Source organism: Cellulomonas xiejunii, from assembly GCF_024508315.1.
In the GTDB taxonomy this organism is placed as follows: Bacteria; Actinomycetota; Actinomycetes; order Actinomycetales; family Cellulomonadaceae; genus Cellulomonas; species Cellulomonas xiejunii.
The window spans coordinates 3225962-3239516 of the sequence record NZ_CP101987.1 but is presented as its reverse complement, the minus strand read 5'-3'; the positions used below and the strand labels follow the sequence as shown (position 1 = coordinate 3239516).

Below are 13555 nucleotides of genomic sequence, written 5' to 3'. Positions count from 1 at the left end.
GTGACTGGATTGCACTCTCACGCCCGGGGAGGGTGACTGGATTGCACTCTCACGCCTGCTCTTGTGTGGTGAGAGGGCAATCCAGTCACCTCGGCGTCAGGGTGTTGCTGCGGCCAGGCGGTGGTAGACGCGGTCGCGGTAGACCAGCGGGTCGACGTCCGCGACGCCGTGCGCGAGCGCGCGCACCGAGACCAGGTAGCTGTCACCCACCGGGGTGCGCTGCACGATGCGGCCGCGGAGCCAGGCCTGCGCGCCGTCGATGACAGGCTCACCGGTCGGCAGCGCCGTCCAGCCGCCGGCGGCGAACCTGTCGATCCCGCTGGTCGCGAACCGCGTCGACACGTCCTCCTGCCCAGCGGCGAGGAACGAGACGGTGACGGTCTGCGCACGGGAGAGCGCGGGCCAGGAGGACGAGCCGGACGCGAGCGAGAACGCCAGCAGCGGCGGGACCGCCGACACCGAGATCACCGACGTGGCGGTGAAGCCGACGAGCCGGTCACCGTCGCGCAGGGCGACGACGGCGACGCCGGCGGCGTGGCGTCGGAACACCTGCTTGTACTCGTCGGCCGACAGCGGGGCCTCGTCGTGGTCGGCCAGGGCCCGCTCGAGGTGGCGCAGGTCGTGGGTGCTGGTGCTCATCGGGCCACCTCCAGCAGGCCCTCGACGCGGGAGGACGCGCCCACGGCACGTCGCAGCGGGCGTTCGGCGCGCTGCCACCACCGGTCGACGACGGGACCGAGGTCGACGAGGTCGGCGTCGAGGACGCTGAGCGTGCGCGTCGGGACGGTCGCCCCCAGCTCGACGAGGACGGGCCGCAGGTGCACCTCACCGACGAGCGCGTGCGCGGCGGAGGCCGAGACCACGAGCGGCACGGCGGTCACGCCCGCGAGGCCGTCGAGGCCGTAGAGGTCGAGGAAGGACTTCAGCAGCCCGGTGAACGAGGCCTTGTGGACCGGGGTGGCGACGACGAGGACGTCGGCGCCGGCGGCGGCGGCGAGGGCGGCGTCGAGGTCGGTCGAGCGGGGCCGCACGTGCAGCGCGGACGCCAGGGTCGCGAGGTCCACGAGTGTGGGCTCGGTCGCGTCGAGGTGGGCAGCGAGCGTCCCGGCGAGGGACGCGGCGGCACCGAGGGTGCGCGAGCCGATGCGGGGGTTGCCCACGACGGCGGTGATACGGGCGGGGTCGGGTCGGGTCATGACGGTTCTCCTGGGCGGGTCGTGCGGGCGGAGGGCGGGGGAGCGCGTGCCGGACCCGTCGGGCGGGTGGGCAGGTGACGCTCCGGGTGGTCCGTGGGCGCCGGTCGGGCGGGCGCGTGGCCGTGACGCGAGCCCGGACATCGGTGGCCGGTGGGCGTGTCGGTGGTCCTCACGCGTGCCTCCCGTCGCGCCCGGGAGGTGCCCCGGGTCGTCCCTGCGTCTGTCGGCAGGCTAGGCGAGCGACCGGCAAAAGGGGATAAGAACAGTCGGCTTTCTTGCCAGGTGAGACGGCACGCCACGGCGCCGCGGTCGAGCAGCGAGCAGGCGGACGCCTACAGTCGTCCCGTGCCCGGCCGCCCCCTGCGTCTCCCCGCCCCGTCCGACGACGCCACCTCGCGTGCGGTGGCCGCCGGCCTCGACGCCCTGCGCGCCGAGGTGGCGCTGCCCCTGGCGTACCCCGCCGACGCGCTCGCGGAGGCCGAGAGCGCCGCACGGCGGGCGCCCGACGCACCGCACGCCCCCGGTGAGCGCGCGGACCGCACCGACGTGCCCTTCGTGACGATCGACCCGGCGGGCTCGACCGACCTCGACCAGGCGGTCCACGTCGAGCGTCGTGGCAGCGGGTGGCGCGTGCGGTACGCGATCGCCGACGTCGCCGCCTTCGTGGTGCCCGGCGGGGCGCTGGACGGCGAGACGCACCGTCGCGGCATGACGTGCTACAGCCCCGACGGTCGGGTGCCGCTGCACCCGACCGTGCTGTCCGAGGGTGCCGCCAGCCTGCTCGCCGACCAGGTCCGCCCGGCCGTGCTCTGGTCGATCGACCTCGACGCGGACGGCGAGCCGGTCGACGTGCACGTCGAGCGTGCCCTCGTCCGCAGCCGGGCGCAGCTGACCTACGCGCAGGTCCAGGAACGGCTCGACGCCGGTACCGCCGACGACCTGCTGCGCGGCCTTGCCGCCGTGGGCGCCCTGCGCCAGGCGGCGGAACGCGCGCGCGGCGGCGCGTCCCTCGACGTCCCGGAGCAGGAGGTCGTGCGCTGCGACGACGGCGCGTACGACCTGCGTTTCCGCGCGACGTTGCCCGTCGAGGGCTGGAACGCGCAGATCTCCCTGCTCACCGGCATCGTCGCGGCGCGGCTCATGCTCGACGCCGGTACGGGAGTCGTGCGCACGCTCCCGCCCGCGGACCCCCGGGACGTCGCGCGCCTGCGTCGCACGGCCGCAGCGCTGGGCATCGACTGGCCCGACGCGCTCCCGTACCCGGACCTGCTCGCGCGCCTCGACTCCCACCTGGGCCCGCACGCGGCGTTCCTCCGCGAGGCGACCACCCTGTTCCGGGGTGCCGGCTACCGCTCCTTCGGCACCGACGACGCGCCGGTGCCGACGGGCCACGACGCCGAGCACGCCGCGATCCGCTCGCCCTACGCGCACGTCACGGCACCGCTGCGCCGGCTGGTCGACCGGTACGGCACCGAGGTGTGCCTGGCGGCGGTCGCCGGCCGTGAGGTCCCCGCGTGGGTGCACGACGCGCTGCCCGCGCTGCCCGGCACGATGACGAGCACGGGGCGGCGCGTCTCGGCGTTCGACCGCGGTGCCGTCGACCTCGTCGAGGCCGTCGTGCTCGAGCCGCACGTCGGGGAGACGTTCACGGGTGTCGTGGTCGACGCGGACGAGCCGCGCGACGGGCGGACGCGCGGTGCGCTGCTGCTGCGGGACCCTGCCGTGGTGGCCCCCGTGACGTCGGGGGGTGCGCTGCCGCTCGGCGGCTCCCTCACCGTTCGGCTGGACGAGGTCTCCGTCCCGCACCGGCGAGTGACATTCGTGGTCGGATGACCGGTTCGTCCCGGTTCCCCTTACGATCGCGTCCATGATCTCTCGGTCGTGGCGCAGCGTCGCGCTCGCCGTCGTGGTGGTCGCGCTCGTCGTCGGCATCGGCGTGGTCGCCTCGGGCCTGTGGTCCGTGCTCTGGGGCGGTGACGACGCGCGCATCGAGGGGCTGTCCGAGGAGGTGCCCTGGGAGCAGGCGATCGTGGTCCCCACGGTGGCGCCGCGCACCACGGAACCCGCCGAGCCGGTCTTCGACCTCGCGCAGCACTCCACGAGCGACCCCACCAGCCGGTGGGTGATCGTCAACAAGCAGCACCCGATCGACAAGGGCTACGAGCCCGCGGACCTGGTCGACGTGGACGGGGAGCGGGTCCGCGCGGCCGTCGAGCCCGACCTGCGCGCGATGGTCGAGGCGGCCGCGGCCGACGGCGCGCGCGTCGTCGTACGCGGCGGGTACCGGTCGTACACCGAGCAGGTGGGGGCGCGAGCCGCCGTCGAGGCGCGGCGAGGGTTCGCGCACGCCGAGCGCTACTCCGCGCGCCCCGGGTTCTCGGAGCACCAGACGGGGTTCGCCGTCGACGTCGACTCGGGGTCCCAGCCGTCGTGCAACCTGCAGACGTGCTTCACCCGGACGCCCGAGGGCGCGTGGCTCGCCGAGCGTGCCTGGGAGTTCGGGTTCGTGGTGCGCTACACGGAGCAGAACTCCGCGGTGACGGGGTACGCCCCGGAGGGCTGGCACCTGCGGTGGGTCGGGCGTGAGCTGACCGCGCACCTGCGCGCGGAGGGGATCGGGTCGCTCGAGGAGGCGCTCGGGGTGCCCGGCGGGCCGGAGTACGTCGCCGGCTGAGGCCCGTGCGGGCGGCGTGCGGTGCGGCGGAAATCCGTCGCGTCCACGAGCGGTCCGACCTACCGTCGACGACGTGACCGAGCCTGCCGTACCCCCCGTCGACGACGGGACGCCGCTGCGCGTGCGCGTCGTGCGCGCGGACCGCGGCGCGCTCCTGGTCGTCCCGGACGACGACCTGGGTGCCGCCGCGCACCGCGCGGAGCTGCCACGCGACGGCCTGCTGCCGCTGCCCGACGGCACGCGCGTGCCGCCGACCGTCGGCGACGTCGTGGACGTGGAGGTGGACGCGACCGGGGCGTGGCGTGCGACGGCGTTGCACACGCGACGCACCGCGGTCGTCCGGGACTCGGCGGGGCGCACGTCGCTCGAGCAGGCGGTGGCCGCGAACGTCGACGTCGTGCTGGTCGTCGAGCACCTCGACCCGGAGCCCGACCTCGGACGCGTCGAGCGGCTGCTGACGCTCGCGTGGCGCTCGGGCGCGCGTCCCGTCGTCGTGCTCACCAAGGCCGACCTGGTCCCGGACGCCGACGGCATGGCCGCGGAGGTCGCGCAGGTCGCGATCGGGGTCGACATGCACGTCGTGAGCGTCGTCGACGGAACGGGCCTGGGGCCGGTGCGCGCGCTCCTGACGCCGGGGGTCGCCCTGGTGGCGGTCGGTCCGTCGGGCGCGGGCAAGTCGAGCCTCGTCAACGAGCTGGCCGGGCGCGAGGTTATGGCGACGCACGGTCTGCGGGCGGACGGCCGCGGGCGGCACACGACGACGCACCGCCAGCTGGTCCCGCTCCCGGGCGGGGCGGTGCTCGTGGACACCCCGGGGGTGCGGGGGGTGGGGCTGGTCGCCGCGCCCGAGGCGCTGGACGCGACGTTCGCCGACGTCACCGCCCTGGCCGCACGCTGCCGGTTCTCGGACTGCGCCCACGTGACCGAGCCGGGGTGTGCCGTGCGGGCGGCCATCGAGAGCGGTGACCTGCCCGAGCGCCGCCTGGCGAGCTGGCGCAAGCTCGCGCGTGAGGCGGCGTACGCGGCTCGGCGCGCGGACGCGCGTCTCGCCGCCGAGGAGCGGGCTCGCTGGAAGCGTGTGACGCGCGAGTACCACCAGCGGCTGCGCGGAGCCGGTTCGCCCCGCGCGTGACCGCTGGACTGGGACCGGTTCCAGTCGCAAGCGCTTCGACGCGGATTTGTCGCGCGACAAAACGATTAGGCACCACCCCTGCGCTCGCCAGGGCGCGCCGTGCTCAGGTGTGATCAGCAGGTCGTTCGGGAGAGGTGTCGCAGGCGACACGTTCCCCCGGGCGCGCCGGCCCGACGTCCGTCGCCCCGGCGCGCCGATGGCCGACCCGATCCGAGGAGAGTCCATGCCCCCCCGTACGAAGGCGGCCCCCGCCGTCGGACGCAAGATCGTCGCGGCGCTCGCCGCAAGCGCGGTCGTCGCCGTCGGCGTCACCGCTCTCACCTCCACCGCGGCGAACGCCGCCGCAGGTTGCCGCGCGGACTACACCGTCACCAACCAGTGGCCCGGCGGCTTCGGCGCGTCGGTCACCGTCACCAACCTCGGCGACCCGCTGTCGTCGTGGAACCTGCGCTGGACGTTCCCCAACGGCCAGAGCATCCAGTCGCTGTGGAACGGCCAGGTGTCGTCGAGCGGCTCGCAGATCACGGTCACCAACTCGCCGTGGAACGGCTCGGTCGGCACCAACGGTGCCATCCAGGTCGGGTTCAACGGCTCCTGGAGCGGCAGCAACGGCGCCCCGACGTCGTTCACGCTCAACGGCACGACGTGCACGGGCTCGGTCACCGGCCCGACGCAGCAGCCCACCCAGCAGCCCACCCAGCAGCCGACGCAGCAGCCCACGCAGCAGCCGACGCAGCAGCCGACGCAGCAGCCCACGCAGCAGCCCACGCAGAACCCGCAGCCCAGCGGGGACTTCTACGTCGACCCGAACACCGCGGCGTACGCCGCGTGGCAGGCCGCGTCGGGCAACGACAAGGCGCTCCTGGCGAAGATCGCGCAGACGCCCCAGGCGCTGTGGATCGGCGACTGGGCGACCGCCTCGGCCACGGCGGAGCAGGTCCGTGACTACACGGGCCGTGCCCGCGCCGCCGGCAAGACGGCACAGATCGTCGTCTACGCGATCCCGGGCCGGGACTGCGGCAACTACTCGGGTGGCGGCGTCTCGACGTCGGAGTACGCGCGCTGGGTCGACACCGTCGCGGCGGGCATCCAGGGCAACCCGTGGGTGATCCTGGAGCCCGACGCGCTCGCGCAGCTCGGTGACTGCAGCGGCCAGGGCGACCGGGTCGGCTTCCTGCAGTACGCGGCCAAGTCGCTGACCGCCAAGGGCGCCCGCGTCTACATCGACGCGGGGAACTCGGCGTGGCTCTCGGCGTCGGAGGCGGCGAACCGCCTCAACCGCATCGGGTTCAGCGACGCGGTCGGCTTCTCGCTGAACGTCTCGAACTACCGGACCACCGCGGAGGCCAAGGCCTACGGGCAGCAGATCTCCCAGCTGACCGGCGGCAAGAAGTTCGTCATCGACACCTCGCGCAACGGCAACGGTGCGACGGGCAGCGAGTGGTGCAACCCCAGCGGTCGCGCGCTGGGTGAGCGTCCCACGAAGGTGAACGACGGCAGCGGGCTCGACGCGCTGCTGTGGATCAAGCGTCCCGGGGAGTCGGACGGGACGTGCAACGGTGGCCCGTCGGCCGGCGCCTGGTGGCAGGCGATGGCCCTCGAGCTGGCGCGCAACGCCAAGTGGTGACACACGGTGCCTGAGCGGTGACGTGCCGGTGGCGGCACGCGCAGCCGCAGGTGCGCGGGCACGCTGACGAGGCGCGCCCGCGCACCGAAGGACGAGGCCGCGGACATCCCCGGGACGCCGGGAGTGTCCGCGGCCTCGTCGTACCCGTCCGTGACAAATCGATTAGGGATCGCCGGGGCGCTCGCCAGGGCAGGGCGGGACCGGGTGTGATCGAGGGGTCGTTCGGGGACGGCGTCGACGCCGACGCCTCCCCGGGCGCGTCGGCCGGCGCCGTGCGCCTCGACGCGCCGCAGACCGACCCCGACCCGAGGAGAGCTCATGTCCCCCCGCACACCGGTGGCCCCTGCCGCCCGGCGCAAGGTCGTCGCGGCCGTCGCCGCAGGCGCGGTCGTGGCCGCAGGAATCACCACGCTGACGTCGACCATGGCCCAGGCCGCCGCGGGCTGCCGCGTCGACTACGCCGTCAGCAGCCAGTGGCCCGGCGGCTTCGGCGCCAGCGTGACCGTCACCAACCTGGGCGACCCGGTGTCGTCCTGGGACCTGCGCTGGACGTTCCCCGACGGCCAGGGGATCTCGCAGCTGTGGAACGGCGTCCACTCGACGTCCGGCTCCCAGGTCACCGTCACCAACATGCCGTGGAACGGGTCGCTCGGTACGGACCGGAGCGTCCAGATCGGCTTCAACGGCTCGTGGAACGGCAGCAACGGCGCCCCGCGGTCGTTCACGCTGAACGGGACCCTGTGCACCGGTGAGGTCGGCGGCCCGACGCACGAGCCCACGCAGGAGCCGACGCAGGAGCCCACGCAGGAGCCGACGCAGGAGCCCACGCAGGAACCGACGCAGGAGCCGACGCAGGAGCCCACGCAGGAACCGACGCAGGAGCCGACGCCCGAGCCCACGGAGGAGCCGCCGCCGGTCCCGTCCGGGGCCTTCCACGTCGACACGACCAACCAGGCGTACCGCGCGTGGCAGGCGGCGAGCGGCAACGACAAGGCGTTGCTCGAGAAGATCGCGCTCACGCCGCAGGCCTACTGGGTGGGCAACTGGAACGACGCCTCGCACGCCCAGCAGGAGGTGCGGGACATCACCGCCGCCGCGCAGGCCGCGGGCTCGACCGCGCTGCTCGTCGTCTACGCCATCCCGGGCCGCGACTGCGGCTCGCACTCGGGCGGCGGCGTCGGTGAGTCCGAGTACGCACGCTGGATCGACACCGTCGCCGCCGGCATCCAGGGCAACCCGTGGGTCGTGCTCGAGCCGGACGCGCTCGCGCAGCTCGGGGACTGCGCCGGCCAGGGCGACCGGGTCGGGTTCCTGCAGTACGCCGCCAAGTCGCTGACCGCCAAGGGTGCCCGGGTCTACATCGACGCCGGCCACTCGGCGTGGCTGTCGGCGAGCGAGGCCGCGAACCGCCTCAACCGGATCGGCTTCACCGACGCCGTCGGCTTCTCCCTCAACGTGTCGAACTACCGCACCACGGCGGAGACCAAGGCCTACGGCCAGGAGATCTCGCGACTGACGGGCGGCAAGACGTTCGTCATCGACACCTCGCGCAACGGCAACGGCCCGTCCGGCTCCGAGTGGTGCAACCCGCGAGGGCGTGCGCTCGGTGAGCGTCCCACGACGGTGAACGACGGCAGCGGGCTGGACGCACTGCTGTGGATCAAGCTGCCCGGTGAGTCGGACGGTGCCTGCAACGGCGGCCCGTCGGCCGGTGCCTGGTGGCAGGAGATGGCGCTGGAGCTGGCGCGCAACGCCAGGTGGTGAGGACGTGGTGAGGCGCCGCACCTGAGCGGTGCCGGCGCCGCCCGCAGGGACGAGGCCGCGAGCACCCCGGACGGGGGGCTCGCGGCCTCGTCGTCCCCGCACGGGGGGGCGTGCGCTGACCACGGGTCGGACGTCCTCCCTCGGACTTTGACGGCGGGCCTACGCTCGAAGGAGTTTCGTCCCCCGTCCTCGCTGAGCAGAGCGGAGCCGACCCATGCAGGTCCAGCTGGAGCGTGTCCTCGAACAGGTGCTCGCCCGCAACCCCGGAGAGCGCGAGTTCCACCAGGCCGTCACCGAGGTGTTCGAGAGCCTGGGACCCGTGCTCGAGCGCAACCCCCAGTACGTCGACGCGGCGGTCCTCGAGCGCCTGTGCGAGCCCGAGCGGCAGATCATCTTCCGTGTGCCGTGGGTCGACGACGCGGGCCACGTGCGCATCAACCGCGGGTTCCGCGTCGAGTTCAACTCGGCCCTCGGCCCGTACAAGGGCGGCCTGCGGTTCCACCCCTCGGTGTACCTGGGGATCGTGAAGTTCCTGGGCTTCGAGCAGGTCTTCAAGAACTCGCTGACCGGCATGCCCATCGGTGGTGGCAAGGGCGGGTCCGACTTCGACCCGCGTGGCCGTTCCGCCGGTGAGGTCATGCGGTTCTGCCAGTCGTTCATGACGGAGCTGTACCGCCACATCGGCGAGTACACGGACGTGCCCGCCGGTGACATCGGCGTCGGCGGCCGCGAGATCGGCTGGCTGTTCGGCCAGTACAAGCGCATCACCAACCGCTACGAGTCGGGTGTCATCACCGGCAAGGGCGTGACGTGGGGTGGCTCGCTCGTGCGGACCGAGGCCACCGGCTACGGCACCGTCCTGTTCGCCCAGCGCATGCTCGCGACCCGTGGCCTGTCGTTCGACGGCATGCGCGTCGCGGTGTCCGGCTCCGGGAACGTCGCGATCCACGCGATCGAGAAGGCGCAGGCCCTCGGCGGGCACGTCGTGGCGTGCTCCGACTCGCTCGGGTACGTCGTCGACGAGGCGGGCATCGACCTCGAGGTCCTGCGGCAGGTCCGGGAGGTCGAGCGGTTGCCCGTGGCGGAGTACGCGAAGCGTCGCGGCGGCGCCCACTACGTCCCGGCCGCCCGCGTGTGGCAGGTCGACGCCCAGGTCGCGCTGCCGTGCGCCACGCAGAACGAGCTCGACGAGACCGACGCCAAGCGACTCGTCGAGTCGGGTCTGCTCGCGCTCGCGGAGGGCGCGAACATGCCGCTGACGCCCGAGGCGGTGGCACTGCTGCAGTCCGCCGGCGTCCTCTACGCGCCCGGCAAGGCGGCCAACGCGGGCGGCGTCGCGACGTCCGCGCTCGAGATGCAGCAGAACGCGTCCCGGGACGCCTGGTCGTTCGAGCACACCGAGGAGCGGCTGGCCAGCATCATGGCGCGCATCCACGACAACTGCGCCGAGACGGCCGAGGAGTACGGCGACCCGGGCAACTACGTCCTGGGCGCCAACATCACCGGCTTCACCAAGGTCGCGGACGCGATGCTCGCGCTGGGCGTCGTCTGAGCCCACCCCGACGCGGGAACCGAGAACGCGAGAGAGCGATCCAGCACGAGCTGGATCGCTCTCTCGCGTTCTGCGCCGTCAGGCGGTCTGGCGCATGGCGGCGCGCACCGTGCGCAGCGTGGCGTCCGCGAGCTCGCCCGCCCGCGCCGCGCCCCGCGCCAGGACGTCGGTGACGACGTCCGGGTCGCGCGCGAGCTCGGTGCGCCGCGCCCGCAACGGCGCCAGGTGGGCGACCATCGCGTCGGTGACGTACCGCTTGAGGGCGGCGGCACCGCCGTCACCGATCTCGTCCGCCAGGTCCTGCGGCGTGCGGCCCGCGGCGAGCGCACCGAGCAGGAGCAGGTTCGCGACCTCCGGCCGGCGCTCGGGCTCGTAGGTGATGACACGTTCCGCGTCCGTGCGCGCGCCGCGCAGTGCGGCGGCCGTCGCGTCGGCGTCGGCGCGCAGCTCGATCGCGTTGCCGCGGCTCTTGCCCATCTTGGTCCCGTCGGTGCCCAGGACGAGCGGGGCGTCGGACAGCAGCGCACCGGGCTCCTCGAAGACGGGGCCGTAACGACGGTTGAACCGGCGCGCGATCGTGCGCGTCAGCTCGAGGTGCGGCAGCTGGTCCCTGCCGCACGGCACGAGCGTCCCGTGCACGGACAGCACGTCAGCGGCCTGGTGCACCGGGTACGTCAGCAGCAGGCCGGACAGTGCACGCCCCGAGGCGGCCTGCTCCGCCTTGACGGTCGGGTTGCGGTCGAGCTCGGCGACGGAGACCAGGGAGAGGAACGGCAGCATCAGCTGGTGCACGGCGGGCACCGCCGAGTGCGTGAAGATCGTCGTCGCCCCCGGGTCGAGCCCGGCGGCGAGGTAGTCGAGGACGACCTCGCGGATCGTCCCCGGCAGGTCGCCCGCGTCCTCGCGGTCGGCGATCACCTGGTAGTCGGCGACGACCACGATCGTCTCGACGCCGTGACGCTGGAGCGCGACGCGCGTCGCGAGCGTGCCGAACAGGTGGCCGACGTGCAGCGGGCCGGTGGGGCGGTCGCCGGTGAGGACGCGGTGGGCGGCCGGGTCGGCGGCGAGCACCTCGTCGAGGGTGAGGACGTCGGGGCGAGGGCGGCCGTCGGGGTGGGCGCGGACGTCGGTGTGGGCGCGGACGTCGGGCAGGACGGGGGCGGGCATCGGGGCTCCTCGGGTCGGGAGCCGCCCACGCAGCCGTGCCGGGACGTGACGCGACCCGTCGAGCTGCGTGAGCAGCTCGACGGGTCGGTGACCTACGGCTGCGTCAGGGCAGCCACCACCACGCGAGGTGGGCGCAGGTCGAGGTCATGCGATGGACCCTAGCGGGCCGCCATCGGCGTCTCAAGGGGCCCGACGGGCACGGTCACGGCCGGGCTCGTCGGCGGCAGGCTGCGCCGCCACACGCGCTCCCCGAGGAGCGTCAGGATCCCCGGCAGGAGCACCAGCCGGATGATCGTGGCGTCCACGAGGATCGCGACCGCGAGGGCGACGCCCAGCATCTTCAGCTCCAGCATGCTCAGCGTCGCGAAGATCGCGAACACCGAGACCATGACCGCCGCGGCGCTCGTGATCACCCCCGCCGAGTCGGCGATGCCGTCACGCACCGCGGCCTGCGGCTCCACACCGCGCAGCACACGCTCCCGGACACGGCTGAGCACGAACACGTGGTAGTCCATCGACAGTCCGACCAGCACGACCATGACGAACAGCGGCACCCAGTCGATGACGAACCCCGGGCTCGTGAAACCGAGCGCCCCGGCGAACCAGCCCTCCTGGAAGACCATCCGCAGCACGCCGAACGCGACGCCGACCGACAGCAGGTTCAGGGCCGTGGAGACCAGGGCGACCGACGTGCTGCGGAACGACACCGCCATCGTCACGCACGTCAGGAGGAGGACCACCCCGATCACCCAGGGCATCCGCTGGGACTGCCGCTCGGTGTGGTCGAGGTCGTACGCGGGCCAGCCGCCCACTGCGTGCTCGACGTCCAGGCCGGCGAGCGCCGCGGGCACGAGGTCCTCGCGCAGGTCCCGCACCACGTCGTCGAGCGCCGGGTCGGCGCTCTCGAGCGGCACCGCGAGCGTGAGCACGTGCGTGCGCCCGTCGTCGGCGGCGGCCAGGGCGGGCACGCCCAGGTCCTGGAAGCGGCCGGAGCCCACGGCTGTCGCCTCCAGGAACCGCAGTGCGCCCGCGACCTCGTCCTGCTGCGCGGAGGCGCTCCGCACGACGACGTCCACCGTCGACCCACGCGACGGGAAGGCCTCGCCCACCTGCGTCAACGTGCTGACCTCGGCCACGTCCGGCGGGAGCGTCCCGAGGTCCGCGCCGTGCAGCCGCAGGCCCAGGGCGGGCGCGGCGAGGACCCCGCAGACGACACCGGCGACGACCACCGCGGCGAGCGGGTGACGCACGGCCGGCGCCAGCACGCGACGGCTGATGCCACCGGGCCCGATCCTGCGGTTCACGCGCCACAGCAGAGGGACGCGCGGACGGTCGACCCACCGCCCGAGCGTCACCAGCAGCGCCGGCAGGACCGTGATCGAGCCGACCACCGACACGGCGACGACGAGCACCGCGCCGGTCGCGAGCGAGTCGAAGGTCGCGAGCTGCAGGAGGTACAGCGCGGCGAGGGAGACGATGACGGCGACGCCGGACACCGCGATCGCGTGTCCCGACGTCTGGGCCGCGATCTCGACGGCGTCGAGGGTCGAGCGCCCCTTGGCGCGCTCCTCGCGCTCCCGCTTGAGGTAGAAGAGCGAGTAGTCCACGCCGACGGCCATGCCGATGAGCACGACCATGCTCGCGACCGTCGGCTCCGCCGGGACGACGTGCGACACGACCGCGGACAGGCCGAGCGTCGCCGCGACGCTCGAGACGGCGAGCAGCACCGGGATCCCGGCTGCCACCAGCGCCCCGAAGGCCAGCACCATGAGCAGCAGCGTGACGGGCAGCGACACGACCTCGGCGGACGTGAGGTCCTGCGCGACCCGCTCGTCGATCGCGTCCGCGAGCGAGACCTCGCCGGCCACCCGGACCGTGAGGCCGGGATGGTCCGCCGCCACGTCGGTGACCGCCGCCTGCAGGTCGGTGACGTCGTCGACCGCGGGCTCCAGCTCCACCGTGACCAGCACCGCCGACCCGTCGGGGGAGGTCACGGGGTCCCCGACGCCGGCGACGCCCGGCCTGCCGGCCAGGACCCGCACCACGTCGCGCGCACCCGCGTCGAGTGCGGTCCTGTCGGGTGCCCCGTCGCCGGCCGCGGTGAGCAGGACGAGCTCGGCGTCGGGGTCGTCGAGGCCCGCCTCGGTCGTCCACGCCGCCGCGCGGCCCGAGCCGCCGACGCGGTCGTCCGCGTCCTCGATCGTCTGCGCGGGCACCAGGACGCTCAGGGCGGCGCACGCCACGACGAGCGCGAACCAGCCGCCGATCGCCCACCACGGGTGGGTGGCGCTCCAGCGCGCGGCGCGTGCCGCGGTCCGTGCGACGGACGGGGGTCGGTGGACGGGCTTGCGCATGGCTGCCTCCGGGGTCGTGGGTGATCGGCTCCACGGTGGCGTCGTGCGCCGGTCCGGGTCAGGAGGGGCAGGACCCGGACCGGTGGTGG

10 protein-coding genes are annotated in these 13555 nt (G+C 74.1%); 6 read left to right on the top strand and 4 right to left on the bottom strand.

What is annotated here, in order from left to right; genetic code table 11:
• Positions 1 to 96: 96 nt before the first annotated feature.
• Positions 97 to 639 (bottom strand): flavin reductase family protein, encoded by a 543-nt coding sequence (locus NP048_RS14870; protein ID WP_227576397.1) that lies wholly within the window; start codon positions 637 to 639, stop codon positions 97 to 99.
• Entirely contained in the window at positions 636 to 1196 is a 561-nt protein-coding gene (locus NP048_RS14865; protein ID WP_227576396.1) for an NADPH-dependent FMN reductase, read from the bottom strand. Before NP048_RS14865 ends, NP048_RS14870 begins: the two co-directional genes overlap by 4 nt.
• A gap of 345 nt (positions 1197 to 1541) precedes the next feature.
• Here NP048_RS14865 and NP048_RS14860 point away from each other — a divergent pair, with 345 nt between their 5' ends.
• From NP048_RS14860 to gdhA, 6 genes are all read left to right on the top strand, one after another.
• Entirely contained in the window at positions 1542 to 3029 is a 1488-nt protein-coding gene (locus NP048_RS14860; RefSeq protein ID WP_227576395.1) for an RNB domain-containing ribonuclease, read from the top strand.
• Positions 3030 to 3063: 34 nt separating this feature from the next.
• Positions 3064 to 3870 (top strand): M15 family metallopeptidase, encoded by an 807-nt coding sequence (locus NP048_RS14855; RefSeq protein ID WP_227576394.1) that lies wholly within the window; start codon positions 3064 to 3066, stop codon positions 3868 to 3870.
• Between the two features lie 73 nt (positions 3871 to 3943).
• Positions 3944 to 5002 carry a ribosome small subunit-dependent GTPase A gene (rsgA, locus tag NP048_RS14850; RefSeq protein WP_227576393.1) on the top strand — a complete coding sequence of 353 codons (1059 nt, stop codon included), beginning with the start codon at positions 3944 to 3946 and terminating at the stop codon, positions 5000 to 5002.
• A 223-nt stretch (positions 5003 to 5225) separates the two neighbouring features.
• A complete protein-coding gene (locus NP048_RS14845; RefSeq protein ID WP_227576392.1) occupies positions 5226 to 6629 on the top strand; it encodes a glycoside hydrolase family 6 protein in 1404 nt (467 codons plus the stop codon).
• 318 nt (positions 6630 to 6947) lie between these two features.
• A complete protein-coding gene (locus tag NP048_RS14840; protein WP_256769308.1) occupies positions 6948 to 8393 on the top strand; it encodes a glycoside hydrolase family 6 protein in 1446 nt (481 codons plus the stop codon).
• A 214-nt stretch (positions 8394 to 8607) separates the two neighbouring features.
• Positions 8608 to 9945 (top strand): NADP-specific glutamate dehydrogenase, encoded by a 1338-nt coding sequence (gene gdhA / locus NP048_RS14835; protein WP_227576390.1) that lies wholly within the window; start codon positions 8608 to 8610, stop codon positions 9943 to 9945.
• A gap of 78 nt (positions 9946 to 10023) precedes the next feature.
• Here gdhA and trpS read toward each other — a convergent pair whose 3' ends face one another.
• Together trpS and NP048_RS14825 are read right to left on the bottom strand one after the other, a co-directional pair.
• A complete protein-coding gene (trpS, locus tag NP048_RS14830; protein ID WP_227576389.1) occupies positions 10024 to 11112 on the bottom strand; it encodes a tryptophan--tRNA ligase in 1089 nt (362 codons plus the stop codon).
• A gap of 158 nt (positions 11113 to 11270) precedes the next feature.
• Positions 11271 to 13466, bottom strand: coding sequence for an MMPL family transporter (locus NP048_RS14825; protein WP_227576388.1), 2196 nt, complete (start codon positions 13464 to 13466; stop codon positions 11271 to 11273).
• Positions 13467 to 13555 lie beyond the last annotated feature (89 nt).